Origin of the sequence: Bacteroides sp. D55t1_190419_B8, from assembly GCF_015558905.1 — a bacterium.
Taxonomy (GTDB): domain Bacteria; phylum Bacteroidota; class Bacteroidia; order Bacteroidales; family Bacteroidaceae; genus Bacteroides; species Bacteroides vicugnae.
The window spans coordinates 70,997-90,628 of the sequence record NZ_JADMOU010000004.1 but is presented as its reverse complement, the minus strand read 5'-3'; the positions used below and the strand labels follow the sequence as shown (position 1 = coordinate 90,628).

Sequence of the window (19,632 nt, the reverse complement as noted above, 5' to 3'; positions counted from 1 at the left end):
CCGTGAAATCCGTGTAATCCGTGCCTAATTATTTCTTCCCTAATCATGTTTCAAAAAGATATGTCTCTTAGCTTTTAACATTTAAATGAACCCGATATATAAATTCTTCAAACGATTATCTGTCACTAAGAAAGTAATGACAATAAGCATTACCCTTTTGACGATAGGATACATCTTTTGCCTTCCCCAGCAACTGTTTCATGTACCCTACTCCACCGTTGTGACTGATCGAAACGAAGAATTACTGGGAGCACGTATCGCTTCGGATGGTCAATGGCGGTTTCCTCCCCGAAAGACAACACCTGATAAAATCAAGCAATGCCTTATTACCTTTGAAGATAAACACTTTTACCACCATTGGGGAGTTAATCCGTTATCTACCGGAAGGGCACTCTATCAGAATTTAAAGAATAAACGTGTTGTAAGCGGAGGTAGTACCCTTACCATGCAAACCATCCGTCTCGCCCGAAACAAACCCAGAACTATCGGAGAGAAAGTCATTGAAATGATCTGGGCTACCCGTTTGGAGTTCCGGACTTCCAAAGAGGAAATCTTATCCATGTATGTCTCTCATGCACCATTCGGAGGAAATGTGGTAGGACTGGATGCTGCTGCCTGGCGTTACTTCGGTCATTCTGCCGAAGATTTATCATGGGCGGAATCAGCCATGCTGGCTGTCCTGCCCAATGCCCCCGCCATGATTCATCTATCCAAAGGACGAAAAACACTTCTTTCCAAACGCAACCGTCTATTGAAACAACTTTTTGAAGAAGAGATTATTGATGCGTCCACCTATGAATTGGCTATTAGCGAACCGTTACCCGACGAACCACATCCTCTTCCTCAAACAGCCCCACATCTGGTTACCCGCTTCTATCAGGAAAGAAACGGATTATATACCCGCTCAACCATTGATAAAGGAATACAAACCCATATAGAGAGTTTGGCGGAACGGTGGAGCAATGAATTTAATCGAAGTGATATCCGTAACCTGGCTATCCTAATTATAGACATTCCCGTCAATCAAGTGGTAGCATACTGCGGAAATGTACATTTCGACCGCAAACAAGGGGGGAATCAAGTAGACGTGATTCAAGCTCCCAGAAGTACAGGTAGTATTTTAAAACCCTTTCTCTATAGTGCCATGCTACAGGAAGGAAGTCTATTACCGCAAATGCTGTTACCGGACGTACCCGTCAACATCAATGGCTTTACTCCACAAAACTTCAGCATGCAGTTTGAAGGAGCCGTCCCCGCTTCCGAAGCTCTTGCCCGCTCATTGAATATCCCGGCTGTCACTATGTTACAAAGGTATGGAGTACCCAAATTTCATCACATGCTGCAACAAATGGGATTCAAGACTATCAACCGATCAGCTTCCCATTACGGATTATCACTCATTTTAGGAGGCGCTGAAGCTACTTTATGGGATGTAACGAATGCCTATGCACAAATGGGACGAAGCCTCTCCAACAATCATTCCAACAATCTTCCCCAAGAAAAGGAAGTACAGATACTACTGGGAACAGAAGAAAAGACTGTTTCGGGAAGAGATGATTCAAGAAAAGTTACTTCAGGAAAGACAATTTCAAGAAAGACAACTTCGGAAAAGGCTATATCAGAAAGAACAATAGCAGAAGGAGCTATTTCTGAAGAGGTTATTTCGGCAGGAGCAGCCTGGCTCACCCTTTCCGCCTTAACAGAAGTCAACCGGCCTGAAGAGATTGACTGGAAATCAATTCCTTCCATGCAGACTATCGCATGGAAGACCGGAACCAGTTACGGATTCCGTGACGCCTGGGCCGTTGGCGTGACTCCCCGCTATGCAGTAGGCGTATGGGTAGGAAATGCAACCGGAGAGGGAAAACCCGGATTGGTCGGTGCACAAACGGCCGGTCCCGTATTATTCGATATATTCAATTATCTCCCATCTTCACCCTGGTTCGAACGTCCCACAGGAGTTTTCGTTGATGCAGAAATATGCCGTCAATCCGGTCATCTGAAAGGACGTTTCTGTGAAGAAACCGACACCGTACTGATCCTTCCCGTCGGATTACGGACAGAGGCTTGTCCTTACCATCATCTCGTCACACTATCCGCCGACGAAAGCCACCGCATCTATGAAAACTGTGCAAATACGGAACCTACCATTCAGCAATCATGGTTTGCCCTGCCACCCGTATGGGAATGGTACTATAAACAGCATCATCCGGAATATAAACCGCTGCCACCTTTCAAAGCCGGCTGTGGAGAAGATTCTTTCCAACCCATGCAGTTCATCTACCCTCCGATGAACGCCCACATCAAGCTGCCCAAGCAACTGGACGGCAGCAAAGGCTTTATCACGGTGGAACTGGCACACAGCAATCCCAATGCCACTATCTTCTGGCATCTCGACGACACCTATCAGACACAGACACAGGATTTCCACAAAATTTCACTGCGACCTGCTCCCGGCAAACATTCCCTGACGGCAGTAGACGGAGAAGGTAACACAGTTTCCACCACTTTCTTCATCGAATAAACATCTTATTTTATTATCTTTGCCGCATGAAACAGCCATTAAAAGAAAACGGTGGACTACCGGCATCTATCCTCTGGACACTTGCTATTGTGGCCGGTGTCTCGGTAGCCAACATCTATTATATCCAACCCCTATTAAATATGATACGCCATGAACTTGGCATATCAGAGTTCAGAACTAACCTGATTGCCATGGTCACGCAAATAGGCTATGCGGCAGGATTATTGTTCATCACCCCTCTGGGAGATTTATATCAACGTAAGAAAATCATCCTGGTCAACTTCACCGTTCTGATATTCTCCCTATTGACCATCGCCCTGACGCACAATTTCCATTTGATACTTATTGCTTCATTCCTCACGGGAGTTTGTTCGATGATTCCACAAATATTCATTCCGATAGCCGCCCAGTTCTCCCGTCCGGAAAATAAAGGCAGGAATGTAGGAATTGTCTTATCTGGATTACTGACCGGTATTCTGGCTTCACGGGTTATCAGCGGATTTATCGGTGAACTGATTGGCTGGCGGGAAATGTATCACATCGCTGCAGGCATGATGCTTATCTGTGCCATTGTTGTACTAAAAGTCCTTCCCGACATTCAGACCAACTTTCAGGGGAAATATAGCGGCCTGATGAAATCCCTGTTAGCCTTAGTGAAAGAATATCCGCAACTACGGATTTATTCCATCCGGGCGGCATTGAACTTCGGCTCCCTCCTCGCCATGTGGTCTTGTCTGGCTTTTAAAATGGGACAAGCTCCGTTCTTTGCCAACAGCGACGTCATTGGTATGCTGGGACTTTGCGGAGTGGCGGGGGCATTGACTGCCTCTTTTGTTGGAAAATATGTAAAACAAGTCGGTGTACGCCGCTTCAACTTTATCGGCTGCGGATTGATTCTCTTTGCCTGGTTACTGTTCTTCATCGGTGAAAACACCTTTATTGGTATCATTGCCGGAATCATCATCATTGACATAGGGATGCAATGTATCCAACTTAGCAACCAGACAAGTATCTTCGAACTGGACCCGCGCGCTTCGAACCGCATCAATACAGTTTTCATGACTACTTACTTTATTGGCGGTTCGATGGGAACATTTCTGGCGGGCAGCTTCTGGCAACTGTATGGTTGGCACGGAGTGATCGGTACCGGAGTCGTTTTAACAGGGATTTCTTTATTAATTACGACTTTCTACAAGAAGTAAGTCAACAAAACAGACGGTCAAACCGTTTATTACAATAAAATAAGCCAATGAAATACGGAGTTAACAGACAAATCTTACTTATCACAGCCGGTGTCGTCTGGATTATAGCCGGTGCCAATATTCTGCGAATAGGAATTGTAACATGGTTAAACACCTCCCAAGATTGGATGTTCAAAATAGGAGAAGCTACCGTTGTTTTCTTGTTATTCTTCGTTCTGGTGTTCAGAAGACTTTATTATAAACATACCCAGCGAATCGAACAAAAGAAAGAACACAGAAATTGCCCGTTTTCATTTTTCGATGTAAAAAGCTGGATTACAATGATCTTCATGATTTCTCTGGGAATTACCATACGTAGCTTCCACCTTCTGCCCGAAACGTTCATTTCCGTTTTCTATACCGGATTATCCATTGCCCTCATCCTGACGGGAGGGCTTTTCATCCGCTACTGGTGGATAAGACGTAAGACTTTCGCCAATTGAGCCGGGCTTATACATATTCCGATCAAATACAAACTTATAATAATTTTTATTGCCTGACGTTTTGAAGCAAAAGATTTCATCCTTTTTTGTTGTATCTTTGCGCGGCTATAAACAAAACAGTAGCCGGAAAATAAATAAAAGGTTATAAGAATCAACATGAAGAAAGCTCCCTCGCCCCTCGTATCATTGATACCGATCATTGTACTGGTGTTATTATTGTTTGCCACTATCCGCACATTTGGCAGCGATGCCCTAAGCGGCGGAAGCCAAGTGTCACTGCTCACCACTACAGCTATTTGTATCCTTATCGGCATGGTGTTTTATAAAATTCCCTGGAAAGATTACGAGCTTGCCATAACCAACAATATTGCCGGAGTAGCGACAGCTATTATTATTCTATTAATCATCGGTGCGTTGAGTGGGATCTGGATGATTAGTGGAGTAGTGCCGACGCTAATCTACTACGGGATGCAAATTATCCATCCCAGTTTCTTCCTGGCATCTACCTGCATCATCTGCGCATTGATTTCCGTTATGACCGGGAGCTCATGGACTACCATTGCTACCATCGGTATCGCTCTGATGGGTATCGGAAAGGCGCAAGGTTTTGAAGACGGCTGGATTGCCGGAGCCATTATTTCGGGGGCATACTTCGGAGATAAAATATCTCCTTTATCCGAAACCACTATTCTGGCTTCTTCCATCACAGACACTCCCCTGTTCCGTCACATCCGTTACATGATGATTACTACGGTTCCATCTCTTGTCATTACACTGATTATTTTCACCGTAGCGGGATTCTCTCATGATGCCAACAATACACAGCACATCGCAGAAGTGGCAGCAGCTCTGAATGAAAAGTTTCATATCACTCCGTGGCTGTTGATAGTTCCCGTAGTAACCGGCATATTGATAGCGCGGAAAGTGCCGTCTATCGTTACGCTGTTCCTGTCCACCCTGTTGGCAGCTGTTTTTGCTTTGATCTTTCAGCCTGATTTAGTGGAGGAAATTTCAGGAGTCGCCGCTTCCGGATTCAATTCATTGTTCAAAGGACTAATGATGACTATCTACGGAGAGACAAATTTGCACACGGATAATGCCGTTCTGACAGATTTAATTGCCACACGTGGCATGTCAGGAATGCTGAATACGATTTGGCTGATACTATGTGCCATGTGTTTCGGCGGAGCAATGACAGCAAGCGGCATGGTGGGAAGTATCACTTCTATCTTTGTGCGCTTTATGAAGAAAACAGTCAGCGTGGTCAGTGCGACGGTCTGTTCCGGGCTGTTTCTTAATCTGACCACTGCCGATCAATATATCAGTATTATTCTGACGGGAAATATGTTTCGCGATATTTATGCCAAGAAAGGATATGAAAGTTGCTTACTAAGCCGCACGACGGAAGATGCAGTAACCGTTACATCCGTATTGATCCCGTGGAACAGCTGTGGAATGACCCAAGCCACTATCTTGAGTGTACCCACACTTGTGTATCTCCCTTATTGTTTTTTCAACATTATCAGCCCCTTAATGAGTATCACTGTGGCAGCCATCGGATATAAAATTGCACGACGCTCGTGAACAATCTGGCATACACATTGTTTTTGCAATAAACGAACAACGTATTAAACCTAAACAAAAAAAAGTTATGAAAAAGTTTATTGCATTATTAGCATTAGTATTAGTGAGTGCAAGCACAATGATGTATGCACAAGAAAGTAACGCAGCAGCACGCCGCGCAGAAAGAAAAGCAGAAAGAGATGCAGAGAGAGCAAAACTCCGTGCCGAAGAAGAGGTGCAGGACATGGCAGCCTATCAACAAGCTGTGCAGGCTTTGAAGAACAAGCAATTTGTACTGGAAGCCAATCAGGTTATTTTCCGTAACGGTATGAGTGCATTCGTTACTTCAAACACCAACTTCGTCTTGATGAACGGCAACAGAGCTACCGTACAGACTGCCTTCAATACTCCTTACCCGGGTCCTAACGGAATCGGTGGTGTGACAGTGGATGGTAATTCTTCGGATATGAAGATGAATATCGACAAAAAAGGAAATGTGAACTGCTCATTCAGTGTTCAGGGTATCGGCATCTCCGCTCAAGTATTTATTAATATGAGCAGCGGAAACAATACTGCTTCGGTTAGTATCAGCCCGAACTTCAACAACAATAACCTGACGTTGAACGGAAATATCGTTCCGCTTGACCAGTCAAATATCTTCAAAGGACGTTCCTGGTAATCCGGATCTTAAGAATCTTATCATAACTCCGCTGCAAATCGCGCAAAATGCGTACATTTGTAGCGGAGTTTTTTTATTCAGCATGGCTTATGAGAGAATTTATCATTGCAGACAATCAGGATATCAGTAAGGCGGGAATGATGTTCCTGTTAAGTAAACAAAAGGAGGTGTCCCTCCTTTTAGAAGCTGACAACAAGGCTGAACTGATTCAGCAGCTACGATTGTATCCGCAAGCAGTGATTATACTGGACTATACCTTGTTCAATTTTGCCGGGGCAGATGAATTGATTGTCTTGCAGGAAAGATTCAAGGAAGCCGACTGGATTCTATTCTCCGATGAACTGAGTCTGAACTTTCTCCGTCAGGTATTATTCAGCAGCATGGCTTTCGGGGTAGTGATGAAAGATAACTCAAAAGAAGAAATCATGACCGCCATTCAATGCGCCACCCGCAAACAACGGTATATTTGCAATCATGTCAGCAATCTGCTGCTTTCGGGAGCTTCTTCCCCGCTGGTAGCGTCAAACATGGACGACCATCTGCTGACGCAAACAGAAAAGAATATCCTAAAAGAAATCGCATTAGGAAAAACGACGAAAGAGATTGCTGCAGAGAAAAATCTTAGTTTCCATACGATCAACAGCCATCGTAAGAATATCTTTCGTAAATTGGGAGTGAATAATGTGCACGAGGCTACTAAATATGCGATGAGGGCAGGGATTGTGGATTTAGCCGAATACTATATCTGATTATACGCTTTACTTCAAGCCATTTTGCTTCAAAAGTTGTTCTATTTCCTTGTCTGATATAGAAGCCCTGTCTGCTTTATCATAAATATAGAGAAGATTCAAAATTGCATCTTGCTGGGAAACAACCAAAGTGAAAGTGATAACTCTTGCACCTCCGCTTTTTCCTTTCCCTTTCGCAGTAATTTTCATGCGGACTTTGCGCAAGCCATGACCTAAATCGGTACCTAATTGCGGATTCTGTTCCAACTCATCAATCAATGAAGCAAAATCTTCTTTAAAAGAAGAATAATGTTTTGCCAATCGTTTAGCTTCCCGCTGAAACGTTGGCTTAACTATTATTTCATAGTTCATTCAAAAACTCCCTTGCACTCTTTAATTCCAACTTGCCATCCATAGAAAGTTTTACCTCTTTCAGTCCTGCATCAATCCCTGCAAGAATCTCCTCTTTTGTGATTTCTTCCATTTCTTTTTCTGCTTCCATTTTCTTAAGTCGTTTCAAATAGTTCTTCACCCGATTGAGCATCTCTTTGTCATTCAAACTCAGGAGTTCCTCCACCAAGTCCATTTTCAGACTTTTCAATTCCATCGTTGTCATAAGCAATCCTCCTTTATTTATTATTCTACGAAACAAAAGTAGTGAAAATTATCCTGATTATCGAATCCTCACCTTTCAAAATAAACTATTTAACAGATGATTTCTCCGCTTCCCACGCAAACTTTCGCCTCTTCATCATAAATCACCCCAAACTGTCCCGGAGCAATGCCTTGCAGCTTTTCAGAGGACAAAATGTGGAATTGCGTCTCCCCTTCCTGTATCAGTTTTCCTTTGGTAAAGTCGGGAGTGTGACGAATCTTGAAAGTGATGTCTATCTCCTTCTCCTGTCCTTTCCAGGGATTATCAGTAATGAAATGGAAATCATGCATCCGGAATTCATTGCCATACTGTGTTTCCACACCATAACCGCGGGACACATAGATTGTATTTTCTTCAATATCCTTCTTGACTACGAACCAGGGACCACCACTCAATCCAAGCCCTTTGCGCTGGCCGATTGTGTGAAACCAATAGCCGCGATGTGTACCCAATTTCTTTCCGGTTTCCCATTCAATAATCGCCCCTTCCTTTTCTCCTAAAAACCGACGGACAAAATCATTGTAGTTTATCTTCCCGAGAAAACAGATGCCCTGACTATCTTTCCTTCTGGCACTCGGCAATCCGGCTTTATTGGCAATCTCACGCACTTCCTGTTTCATCAACCCTCCAATGGGAAACATGAGTTTGGAAACTTGCAGGTAATCAATCTGTGCGAGAAAGTCCGTCTGGTCTTTCACAGGGTCTTTCGCTGTGCCCAGCCAAGTTTTACCGTTACGTTGCAAGGTGGTGGCATAATGACCGGTTGCCGTAAAGTCGAAGTCTTTCCCGACACGCTGTTCAAAGCAGCCGAATTTGATAAGCTTATTACACATCACATCCGGATTCGGTGTCAGTCCCTGCCGGATTTTATCAATGGCATAGGCCGCTACATTCTCCCAATACTCCTGATGCAAATCCACTACCTCCAAAGACAGACCGTACTTACGTGCCGTAGCAGTAGATAATTCAATATCTTCCTCTGCCGAACAGTCCATATATTCCGCTCCGTCCATGCCTATCTTAATATAAAAAAGAGTGGGCTTATATCCTTGCTCACAAAGGAGATGCACAACAACTGAACTGTCGACACCTCCTGATAATAATGCAGCTATATCCATGAATAATGATTCGTCTATTAATAACGTTCTATATGTAAGCTAATACCTATTAGAAATTTCTATGCTACAAAGATAAGGCAAGAATCTCTAACAGCCAATCACATATTGAAGGCATTTTTATACCATAAATGTGGTAGATAAGCAAAGTATTTCCTACATTTGCACAGTAAAAAGCTTTTTATGATGACGAAATTAAGAAAGATAATCCTCATACCTGCCCTGAGCATCGTATTTATCAGTGGCTTTTTCTCCTGTGGTGTCGACCGCTGGCCGGAGTATGCCCACCAGACCGCACTGGATACATGGATGTACGACATCATGCAGCAGAACTATCTGTGGTATCAAGATCTACCTTCCTACAATGATGTGAATCTGTTTCTGGATCCTGCCTCATTCTTGTCTAAAGTGAAATCGAAAAGCGACAGTTATTCGTTTGTGGATTCTGTGATGGAAACTCCCCTGCCTACCTATGGATTTGATTATTCACTGGTTCGAAGTGCGGATATTGATACAGCTTATAATGCATTAATTACTTACGTCATTCCCGGTTCACCGGCAGAAGCGGCCGGATTGGTGCGCGGTGACTGGATTATGAAAGTCGATACTTCTTACATCAGCAAAAAATACGAGACTCAATTACTGCAAGGAACCAAAGCCCGGGATTTAGTGATGGGAGTATGGAAAGAAGTTCCTGTTGAGCCTGAAGAAGGGGAAGTAGACGAAGAAGAAACAACTGTATATAAGGTCGTTCCGAATGATAAAATACTAAAACTACCTGCTGCAAGAGTCGTTGAAGACAATCCGGTACATAAAACAGAAATACTTACGGTAAAAGAAAACAATAGCGACATCAAGGTCGGCTATCTCATGTACAACAGCTTCACCGCCGGGACAAAAGCTGATCCGGAAAAATACAATGACGAACTGCGTCAAATCTCGCAAGAATTCAAGACAGCAGGCGTGAAGTATGTCATACTTGACTTGCGCTACAATGCCGGAGGTTCATTAGATTGTGTGCAGTTATTAGGCACAATCTTAACATCAAATGCACGGTTAAACGAGCCAATGGCCTATCTGGAATACAACGACAAGAACAGGGATAAAGATGCTACCATCAACTTTGATCCTACCATATTAGGAAGCGGTACTAATTTAAACCTGCCCGGTCTGTTTGTTATCACCAGTGGAACTACAGCCGGAGCACCGGAAATGTTAATAGGGAGTCTCTTCTTGAAAGACAGCTATCCCGTTGTAAGCATAGGTAGTGCCACTAAAGGGCAAAATGTAGCAACAGAGCAGTTTGTCAACGAGGAATTCCTGTGGTCGGTGAATCCAGTGGTTTGTACAGTTTATAATTCTAAGCATGATGAAAACGGTTCCTTCGTACCTAACGCAGATCTTAAAATCAGTGAGACAACCATTGATGGAATTACCAATTACAGTGAATTCCTGCCATTCGGTGATCCCAATGAAAGACTTCTGAAAGTAGCCATCGGAGTTATAGAAGGCACTTATCCCCCGAAAAAAGAAGAAGATACAACTACAAAAGCACAATTCAAGATAGAGAAAAGTGTTATTAGTCCCGCAAGTAGGCGGTTTATCGGAGGCGGCGGTCTAAAGATTAAATAGAAGCAAAACAAGAATCAAATAGACTGAAGAGAGTGTATCAAAACGCAGATTTACGCATCATTAACAAAAGAGTCCCATTATTCCACCTTTTTCCGAACAGGCTGTCTGATTCTACTGAATAAAGCATCGGTTTATACTTAACAGAACGTATGATTTACCCTGATAAAACAGCTGATTTCCTGTCCCCCGGCAGCTAAAACCTCTTCATACACCGACTTACAACCGCTACAAGCCGGGGTGAGATTCTCCGTCACCGCAGCATACAACAAAAAAGGAGAAAGCTTTCGCCTCCTCCTTCTATCGTAGTTTAACCTCAATCTATTTTATGATTCTGTATCCAAAGATACGACATTGAAAAGCCAAAGTCAAGCATTCCCGGATTTATTTCTTGAAAAACTTATCGAAGAACAGAATCTGGTAATCAATGGAATTATTCCAGTACTTTCCTGTATGCCCACCCGGACGAGTGACAAAGTCGTGATTAATCTTTCGTGCCAACAGACGGTTGTGCAAATCCTTGTTCACGTTCAGGAAGAAGTCCGCTTCACCACAGTCGATGATAATTGCCAAATCCCCGTTTTCTATTTTATCAATCTGATTGATGACCGTATATTCATCCCATACCTTCTTGTTAGCGGCAAATTCTCCCAACTGCTTCGCCATCTCCCAGTTCTGCGGAAACGGGCGAATATCCATCCCGCCACTGGTAGTTCCGGCAGCACCAAATACATCTTTATGACGGATCGCATTCCACATCGCTCCATGTCCACCCATACTTAATCCGGTGATGGCACGCCCTTTCCTGTCGGCAATCGTCTTGTAATGTCCGTCGATATACTTCACCAATTCCGATGAAATAAAAGTTTCATAACGATAAGACGGATTAAGCGGACTATCCCAGTACCAGCTATTCTTTCCGTCCGGACAAACGAATATGATTCCTTTTTCGTCCGCAATTTGAGGAAGATCCGGTTTAATACCCATCCATGTTTTAGCGTTTCCACCGTAACCGTGCAACAAATAAATGGCGGGGCAAGCAACCGCTTTCTTCCCCAGCGCAGCATCCGGCGTTACCACCACCACTTGCACTTCCTTATTCATAGAAGGACTTTTAACTAATAAGGTATCTACTTTGGCAGCAAAAGAGGGAGCCACCAGAACTAAAAGAAGAACAATTAATAGAAGTTTTTTCTTTTTCATTATGTGTTATTATAGTTAGATATAGTTATTCCTCTGTCACTGCGGAAGGATCAAATTTAGAAACCGGCATTTCGAAGGTTTTATGACACTGCTTACAAGTGTAATTCCAGTGGTTGTCTCCCGGAGGAATAACCATCAATGCCGAAAGTATGGCAGCCCCCATCGCACGCCATCGCTTTCCTTTTCTCAAAACCAACCGGATATCCGATGAACCGCAGTACGGGCAAAGCGTCAACTCCTCCGGCCAACTATCGTTATCCCTCAACACTTGAACAGCCCTATCATAGTCTTCATCTGCCACCAATATATCCACCCCCGCGATGCTGCTCACACAGCTTTTATACAAAGTAGAGAAATTCTCATTGTGCAGAATAGACTCAATACCTTCGTTCTCCAATGCCCCTTGAAGGATATGCGCCTTCATCGCATCATTACAAGTTATCAATTTTACAGTCTTCATCAGGAATCTGTTTTAATTTCCCACAAAAATAAGATATAAAAATGAAATGTGAAACAAAATCCAGCTAACTTTATCAAGAAGTAAAACGAGCCAAATAAGAAGTGATTCTATTTTTATTCACGGAAGGTATCATTCTTTAATGCTTTTTTTGTACTTTCGCAGCAATAATTTGCAATCACATGAAAAAACTGTTGACACTGCTACTATTTTCCAACCTTCTGTTTTCCCTGCTACAGGCACAACCTGTACACCAAATTAAGGGAACGGTTATTGAAAAAAACAGCCGTCAACCATTAGAGTTCATTAACGTAATGGTTCTCGGGCTGAACAAAGGTGGCGTCACCAATGCGGAAGGCCATTTCACTATCGAACAAGTGCCTCCCGGCATCTACCGCCTGCAAGCGACAGCCATCGGCTACAAGAGTGTCACTACTCCCGAATATATTTTATCGACCAAAGATCTGAACATCTCAATAGAGATGGAAGAGAACCTGACCGAACTGGCAGGAGTAACCGTCACCGCTTCTCCTTTCCGGCGTGATCTGGAAAGTCCCGTCAGTCTTCGCATTATCGGATTGCAGGAAATAGAAAAGAGTCCGGGAGCCAACCGGGACATTTCACGCATCGTACAGTCTTATCCGGGAGTTGCCTTCTCACCAATAGGTTACCGCAACGACCTGATCGTGCGCGGTGGTTCTCCTTCAGAAAACCGTTTCTATCTGGACGGAGTGGAAATTCCCAATATCAATCATTTCAGTACACAAGGAGCATCGGGCGGTCCCGTAGGAATCCTCAATGCCGACCTGATACGTGAAGTCAATTTCTACACCGGTGCTTTTCCCACTGATAGAGGAAATGCACTTAGTTCCGTTCTTGATTTCAAGTTGCGCGACGGAGATATGGAGCATAACTCAATAAAGGCTACCCTCGGAGCATCCGAAGTCTCGCTCGCCTCCAACGGACATATCGGGAAAAAGACCTCTTATCTGGTATCCGTGCGCCAATCCTATCTGCAGTTCCTGTTTGACATGCTCGACCTCCCTTTCCTGCCGACTTTCACTGATGCGCAGTTCAAATTGAAAACCCGGTTTAACGAACAGAACGAGTTGACAGTGTTGGGACTCGGAGGAATCGACAATATGCGGTTGAACACGAAAGCGGATAGCGAAGACAATGAATACATCCTTAGTTACCTGCCGAAAATCAAGCAGGAGACATTTACATTAGGGGCCGTTTATCGTCATTATGCAGGCGCACATGTGCAGTCGGTGGTAGTCAGTCACAGCTATCTGAACAATCGCAACACCAAATACCGCCAGAATGATGAAAGCATTCCGGAGAATTTGATGCTCCGTCTCCGCTCTACCGAACAGGAAACAAAATTCCGCTTCGAAAACACTTCCTCTCTCCGAAACTGGAAGGTCAACCTCGGAGTGAATCTGGATTATAGCCAATATACCAATACCACCTTTCAAAAGGCATATACCAATCAGGCACAAACGTTTGATTACCATACCTATTTGGGAATGATGCGCTGGGGACTTTTCGGCACTATCAGCTACTCTTCAATGGATGAACGCTTCACAGCTTCTCTGGGATTGAGAGCGGATGCCAACAATTATTCATCGGCGATGAAATCACTCTCCGACCAGCTTTCACCGCGCATATCGCTTTCCTATCAGCTTGCCGATCACTGGTTTCTAAGTGGAAATGCAGGACTTTATTACCAGTTGCCTCCTTACACGGCTCTCGGTTTTAAGGATAATAACGGAACGTATGTCAACAAATACAATCTCCGCTATATGAAAGTCAGCCAGGAAAGCTTGGGCATCAGTTGGCGCAAAGGAGATACTTTCGAAGTGTCCGTGGAAGGATTCTACAAAGATTATGATAAAATCCCACTCTCCGTTGTAGATGGCATCCCTCTTACTTGCAAAGGGAATGACTATGGGGTAATTGGCAATGAATTGCTGACCTCTACCGCCCAGGGACGCTCGTATGGTGCGGAGATTCTGGCGAAATGGCTGATCGCCAAGAAACTGAATCTGGCTTCTTCCTTTACCTTATTTAAAAGCGAATACCGCAACGACAAAGAGAGTGAATACATTGCATCTGCATGGGACAACCGATATATCTTCAACTTACGGGGAACCTACAATCTACCGTGCCAATGGAGCATCGGAATGAAAGTCAGTTGCATCGGCGGTGCTCCTTATACGCCTTATGATGAAGATAAATCATCCTTGGTATCTGCCTGGGATGCACAAGGCAAAGCCTATTACGACTATTCGAGATACAATAAGGAACGGCTTCCGGCCTTTGCACAGGTAGACCTCCGTATCGACAAGACATTTTATCTGAAACATTGTATGCTGGGATTCTATCTTGACTTGCAAAATATCACGGCAAGCAAATTGAAACAGCAGGACGTACTGATGAGTACGGGCATCATTGAGAATCCGGAAGCTCCCGCCGATAGCCAACACTATAAAATGAAACGCATCAAACAATCGAGCGGAACATTACTCCCTACATTAGGAATAACATTTGAATATTAACTATACATAAAACATCAAACTAGAAAAAAGTATGAAAAGAGAAATTGCTATGATTGCCTTCGTATTGTTAGGCATGGGTATGACAGCTTCTGCACAATTCGGCAAGAAGATTAATCTGGGAAAAGCGTTACAAGCCGGTAAAGACGTAGTATCAGCCGTTACTTTATCCGATGCGGACATTGCTAACATGAGCAAGGAATATATGGTATGGATGGATGCTCATAATCCTTTAACTAAACCTGATTCCGAATACGGCAAACGTCTGGAGAGACTGACCGGACATATCAAAGAAGTGGACGGACTGAAACTTAACTTCGGTGTATACGAAGTGATAGACGTAAACGCCTTTGCCTGCGGTGACGGTAGTGTACGTATTTGTGCCGGTCTGATGGATGTTATGACAGATGAAGAAGTAATGGCTGTGGTAGGACATGAAATCGGTCACGTTATTCACACAGACTCAAAAGATGCCATGAAGAATGCTTATCTCCGTTCAGCTGTAAAGAATGCAGCAGGCGCCACCAACGATAAAGTAGCCAAGTTGACTGACTCTGAACTGGGAGCCATGGCGGAAGCTTTGGCAGGCGCGCAATACTCGCAGAAACAGGAAAGTGAAGCAGATGATTACGGTGTAGAGTTCTGTGTAAAGAATGGTATCGATCCGTATGCGATGGCTAACTCACTGACCAAACTGTCCGAACTGTCAAAAGATGCTCCACAGGCTTCTTATCTGCAGAAGATGTTCTCGTCACACCCGGATACAATGAAACGTATCGAGCGTGCCAAAGCAAAAGCAGCAACCTACGCTAAATAACAAGTAAGAAAACTCTTCAAATACGGATGACGCGGAAAACACGGATCTATCATTTTATTAGATCTGTGTTATCCGCGTCATTTGCATCTAAAAAGACAACACGATTATTAAATATTCATTAATCTGTCACACATATTTGCATCGTGTCTTGATTTCTTGTAATTTCGACCCTATAACCATTTTAATCCATTTATGGAATTTCTTATCATACTTCTCTTACTTGTACTGAATGGCATTTTTGCCATGTATGAAATTGCGCTGGTATCATCCAGCAAAGCACGTCTTGAAACACTTGTCGCCAAAGGCAACAAATCAGCCCGCGGAGTTTTGAAACAATTGGAAGAACCGGAAAAGTTCTTATCTACCATTCAGATTGGTATCACTCTGATCGGTATCGTATCCGGTGCCTATGGTGGTGTGGCTATTGCCGACGACCTTGTTCCTTTCTTTTCCCTTATCCCGGGAGCGGAAACCTATGCACGCAATCTGGCAATGGTTACTACCGTAGCAATCATCACCTATCTTTCTCTGATTATCGGAGAGCTAGTACCCAAATCTATCGCTCTTAGTAATCCGGAGCGTTATGCGATATTATTCAGTCCTATCATGATCCTGCTGACAAAGGTTTCCTACCCTTTCGTATGGTTGCTAAGTGTCTCTACCCGGCTACTGAATAAACTGATCGGTCTGAAAAGCGAAGAACGCCCCATGACACAAGAAGAAATCAAAATGATTCTCCATCAAAGTTCGGAACAGGGTGTGATTGACAAAGAGGAAACAGAAATGATACGTGACGTGTTCCGCTTCTCCGACAAACGGGCTAACGAACTGATGACGCATCGCAGAGATCTCATTATCCTTCACCCTGATGATACGCAGGAAAAGGTGATGAAGACGATCGAAGAAGAACATTACAGTAAATATCTGTTGGTGGACGAACGGAAAGACGAAATTCTCGGTGTTGTTTCCGTAAAGGATATTATCCTGATGGTAGGCAGTAAAAAGCTGTTTAACTTACGCGAGATAGCCCGTCCTCCCCTCTTTATTCCGGAAAGTTTGTATGCAAATAAAGTTTTAGAGCTATTTAAGAAGAACAAAAACAAGTTCGGAGTTGTTGTTAACGAGTATGGCAGCACAGAGGGTATCATCACCCTGCACGACCTGACTGAAAGTATCTTCGGAGACATCCTTGAAGAGGATGAAACGGAAGAAGAAGAAATCGTTACCAGGCAGGATGGTTCGATGCTGGTGGAAGCTTCGATGAATATCGACGACTTCATGGAGGAAATGGGTATTTTGTCCTATGAAGATCTGGAATCGGAAGACTTCACTACTCTGGGTGGATTAGCCATGTTCCTGATTGGCCGTATCCCGAAAGCGGGAGACATCTTCACCTACAAGAATTTACAATTCGAAGTAGTGGATATGGACCGCGGACGAGTAGACAAACTGCTTGTCATCAAACGGGACGAGGAACAGGAATAGAATAGCAAAAACGAGCAATAGCTCACTATATTTATATTAACTTAAAGCACTTAACGATGAAAAAAGTAATTATGTTAGCAGCAGTCGTAGCTGCTTTGGCATCATGCCAATCAAAAGCAAACAAAGCCGCAGAGGCTCAAGCAGACAGTCTAGCTCTTGCTATGACTCCGATTACCGAATTGACTGAAGTTTATGAAGGTACTCTTCCTGCTGCCGACGGTCCGGGTATTGATTATGTACTGACCCTGAACGCTGCAACTGACGGTATGGACACTGTGTATACATTGGATATGACTTACCTCGACGCTGAAGGTCAAGGACAAAACAAGACTTTCACTTCAAAAGGGAAACAAGAAACTGTACACAAGGTAGTGAACAAAAAACCTGTGACTGCCGTTAAGTTAACTCCGAAGGATGGCGAAGCTCCGATGTATTTCGTGATTGTGAATGACACCACTCTTCGTCTGGTGAACGATAGCTTGCAAGAAGCTGTCAGTGATCTGAATTATGACATCATCAAGGTAAAACAATAAAATAAACCTAACCCTAACCAGTAAAAAAGCTCTGCACAGAACGAAGGTTCTGTGCAGAGCTTTTCGTTTTTGGGAGTCTTTCCTCATATTATTCCAAGTATTGTTTCAACTGATTCTTCAATTCCTCCGGATTGCTTGGTCTTTGTGCCTTATATTCTACAATAGCTCCCTCCCTATTAACAATAATAAACTGAGGAACTGAAAGCCCGGCGAAATTACCTTTCTCATCATAAGTGACAAACAACTTCTCCACTTCAACAGAAAATTCGTTATTCTCAACACTATTCTCTGGTCGATGATAGGTGACAAAATACCCATTTAATAATCTTTCATCCAATCTTTTCAGACAGGCATTCCAATCCTTGGGTTCATCTATTGAAATAAAAAGTCTCACAATATCATTCTTTTTGAAAAAATCATCTGTTTTTTCATATTCTTTGAGTTCTGCCAGACAGGGTTTACACCAAGATGCCATTACATCAATATATACAATTTTTCCTTTAAAATGCCGAAGCAATAACTCAAACGAACTAGGATAATTCAAGCATTTGATATTAGACTGCACTGATTGCTCCTGTGCAGTAATGATTAATGATATCAAACAAAAAAAGAATAAAACTCCATTTGTTTTAATGCACTGTTTCATACAACATAGATTTATTGTTAAATAACTGTGATAAAGATAGTGTTTTATTCGATATAAATCTTCTTTATTTAATTACATTCTTTCCTTCTTGCAGACGTTTCAACCGAAGCAATGCTTCAATGTAGTAATAGTCTGCATAAATAATAGAAGCATCTATCTCGGAATGAGCAGGCCAGTGTCCTACACTATGCAACAGGAAAGAGGGGTTACTTTTTCCACTCTGATAATTATCAGAACTTAGACTCGTCAGCATTTCCACCGCAGCATCCCTGTAACGTTTGCCCGTACCATTCGGAAGATAAGTAGATAATTCGAGCAAAGAGGAAGCCACCACTGCCGCAGCCGAGGCGTCCCGTGGGGCATTCGGAATAGAGGGGTCATCGAAATCCCAATAAGGGACTTTGTCTTCGGGCAGACGTTCGAGATAAACATCTGTCACCTTCTGCGCGAAATCAAGATACTTCGGGTCTTTCGTTTCACGATAGACTACGGTATATCCATAGATTGCCCATGCTTGTCCGCGTGCCCACATGGTGCTGTCGGCATATCCCTGATGAGTGACTCCTTTAATGAGATTACCCGAAATCGTGTCATATACGGCTACGTGATATGAAGTATAATCAGGACGGAAATGACATTTCATTGTTTTGTCGGCATGAGAAACGGCAATATCATACAAATAAGGATTGCCACCATTCTTCGCCGCCCAGAACAACATTTCAAGGTTAATCATATTATCCATGATTGTGTTGTGAGGCCAGTTGCGCGGTTCCACTTCACGAGGCCATGAAAGCATTGTTCCCACTACCGGATTAAACAGAGCAGACAAAGAATCGGCAGTATCCAGAATCACTTTCTTATAAGCTGGATTCTTTGTCAAACGATAACCATTTCCATAACTGCAAAACACGAGGAATCCCAAGTCATGGTCATAGGCGGGAATTTGAGAAAGAAACTCCAATGAGTTCGTGAATTTCTTAGCTTCTTCCAGAATATGTTTATCCTGTGTATATTCGTAATCATACCAGAGCACCCCCGGCCAGAAACCGGCACACCATTCTTCTTTCGTTGCTTTACGGCAGTTCCAGTGATGTTCGTCAGCCATGATATTACGCGGCATCATCGTATAGTCAATTCCGGAATCTGTTTTCAGTTCCGTAAGTGTACGCTGTGCTTGTGCCGCACAGTAGTCCAATGCCTTATTCACATCCAATGTACCGGATGGCTTGTGAGTACACGTACAAAAACCTAACATCACAGCCAGACCTACTACAATCTTTTTCATCTTCGTTTAATATATTCGCGTTAATTCTTATTCTTTATTTCTCTTTGTCGATTACTTAGTCATTCATCAGT

At 43.3% G+C, this 19,632-nt stretch carries 18 protein-coding genes; 11 read left to right on the top strand and 7 right to left on the bottom strand.

Translation table 11 applies throughout. The annotated features are described in order from the left end of the window. Positions 1–85: 85 nt before the first annotated feature. From pbpC to I2I13_RS05280, 6 genes are all read left to right on the top strand, one after another. Positions 86–2,524, top strand: a complete 2,439-nt coding sequence (gene pbpC, locus I2I13_RS05305) for a penicillin-binding protein 1C (RefSeq protein WP_195649018.1) — start codon at positions 86–88, stop codon at positions 2,522–2,524. A gap of 26 nt (positions 2,525–2,550) precedes the next feature. Then, positions 2,551–3,726: an MFS transporter gene (locus tag I2I13_RS05300; protein ID WP_195649017.1), complete on the top strand. Its 1,176-nt coding sequence runs from the start codon at positions 2,551–2,553 to the stop codon at positions 3,724–3,726. A 47-nt stretch (positions 3,727–3,773) separates the two neighbouring features. Further along, positions 3,774–4,208, top strand: coding sequence for a hypothetical protein (locus I2I13_RS05295; protein WP_148366087.1), 435 nt, complete (start codon positions 3,774–3,776; stop codon positions 4,206–4,208). 156 nt (positions 4,209–4,364) lie between these two features. After that, positions 4,365–5,792 (top strand): Na+/H+ antiporter NhaC, encoded by a 1,428-nt coding sequence (nhaC, locus tag I2I13_RS05290; RefSeq protein WP_148366085.1) that lies wholly within the window; start codon positions 4,365–4,367, stop codon positions 5,790–5,792. Positions 5,793–5,859: 67 nt separating this feature from the next. Beyond that, entirely contained in the window at positions 5,860–6,450 is a 591-nt protein-coding gene (locus tag I2I13_RS05285) for a DUF4251 domain-containing protein (RefSeq protein ID WP_148366083.1), read from the top strand. 89 nt (positions 6,451–6,539) lie between these two features. Beyond that, the gene (locus tag I2I13_RS05280; protein ID WP_148366081.1) at positions 6,540–7,199 is read left to right on the top strand and encodes a response regulator transcription factor; all 660 of its coding nucleotides are present in this window, start codon (positions 6,540–6,542) and stop codon (positions 7,197–7,199) included. A gap of 9 nt (positions 7,200–7,208) precedes the next feature. Here the strand turns inward: I2I13_RS05280 and I2I13_RS05275 are convergent, their stop codons facing one another. From I2I13_RS05275 to mnmA, 3 genes are all read right to left on the bottom strand, one after another. Continuing rightward, positions 7,209–7,550: a type II toxin-antitoxin system RelE/ParE family toxin gene (locus tag I2I13_RS05275; protein WP_099146391.1), complete on the bottom strand. Its 342-nt coding sequence runs from the start codon at positions 7,548–7,550 to the stop codon at positions 7,209–7,211. Then, on the bottom strand, positions 7,540–7,794 hold the full coding sequence (locus I2I13_RS05270) for a hypothetical protein (RefSeq protein ID WP_148366079.1): 255 nt from the start codon (positions 7,792–7,794) through the stop codon (positions 7,540–7,542). The genes I2I13_RS05275 and I2I13_RS05270 overlap by 11 nt, the downstream gene beginning before the upstream one ends. An 89-nt stretch (positions 7,795–7,883) precedes the next feature. Then, a complete protein-coding gene (mnmA, locus tag I2I13_RS05265) occupies positions 7,884–8,951 on the bottom strand; it encodes a tRNA 2-thiouridine(34) synthase MnmA (protein WP_148366077.1) in 1,068 nt (355 codons plus the stop codon). 180 nt (positions 8,952–9,131) lie between these two features. Between mnmA and I2I13_RS05260 the strand changes: the two genes are divergently transcribed. Continuing rightward, on the top strand, positions 9,132–10,580 hold the full coding sequence (locus I2I13_RS05260; protein ID WP_148366075.1) for a S41 family peptidase: 1,449 nt from the start codon (positions 9,132–9,134) through the stop codon (positions 10,578–10,580). A gap of 381 nt (positions 10,581–10,961) precedes the next feature. Here I2I13_RS05260 and I2I13_RS05255 read toward each other — a convergent pair whose 3' ends face one another. Together I2I13_RS05255 and I2I13_RS05250 are read right to left on the bottom strand one after the other, a co-directional pair. Then, a complete protein-coding gene (locus I2I13_RS05255; RefSeq protein WP_148366073.1) occupies positions 10,962–11,780 on the bottom strand; it encodes an alpha/beta hydrolase family protein in 819 nt (272 codons plus the stop codon). A 25-nt stretch (positions 11,781–11,805) separates the two neighbouring features. After that, positions 11,806–12,240 (bottom strand): DUF2007 domain-containing protein, encoded by a 435-nt coding sequence (locus I2I13_RS05250; protein ID WP_148366071.1) that lies wholly within the window; start codon positions 12,238–12,240, stop codon positions 11,806–11,808. Between the two features lie 179 nt (positions 12,241–12,419). On the opposite strand from I2I13_RS05250, the gene I2I13_RS05245 reads away from it, so the two are divergent. The 4 genes from I2I13_RS05245 to I2I13_RS05230 all read left to right on the top strand — a co-directional run bounded on the left by I2I13_RS05245 (position 12,420) and on the right by I2I13_RS05230 (position 17,630). Beyond that, the gene (locus tag I2I13_RS05245) at positions 12,420–14,798 is read left to right on the top strand and encodes a TonB-dependent receptor (protein WP_195649016.1); all 2,379 of its coding nucleotides are present in this window, start codon (positions 12,420–12,422) and stop codon (positions 14,796–14,798) included. A gap of 31 nt (positions 14,799–14,829) precedes the next feature. Next, a complete protein-coding gene (locus tag I2I13_RS05240; RefSeq protein ID WP_148366067.1) occupies positions 14,830–15,612 on the top strand; it encodes a M48 family metallopeptidase in 783 nt (260 codons plus the stop codon). Between the two features lie 192 nt (positions 15,613–15,804). Further along, entirely contained in the window at positions 15,805–17,097 is a 1,293-nt protein-coding gene (locus I2I13_RS05235; RefSeq protein WP_148366065.1) for a hemolysin family protein, read from the top strand. Between the two features lie 56 nt (positions 17,098–17,153). Continuing rightward, complete coding sequence (locus tag I2I13_RS05230; RefSeq protein WP_167511813.1) at positions 17,154–17,630, top strand: copper resistance protein NlpE N-terminal domain-containing protein; 477 nt, start codon at positions 17,154–17,156, stop codon at positions 17,628–17,630. Positions 17,631–17,718: 88 nt separating this feature from the next. On the opposite strand, the gene I2I13_RS05225 is transcribed toward I2I13_RS05230, so the two are convergent. Together I2I13_RS05225 and I2I13_RS05220 are read right to left on the bottom strand one after the other, a co-directional pair. Then, positions 17,719–18,276: a thioredoxin-like domain-containing protein gene (locus I2I13_RS05225; RefSeq protein ID WP_148366064.1), complete on the bottom strand. Its 558-nt coding sequence runs from the start codon at positions 18,274–18,276 to the stop codon at positions 17,719–17,721. A gap of 64 nt (positions 18,277–18,340) precedes the next feature. After that, on the bottom strand, positions 18,341–19,561 hold the full coding sequence (locus I2I13_RS05220; protein WP_195649015.1) for a glycoside hydrolase family 88 protein: 1,221 nt from the start codon (positions 19,559–19,561) through the stop codon (positions 18,341–18,343). Positions 19,562–19,632 lie beyond the last annotated feature (71 nt).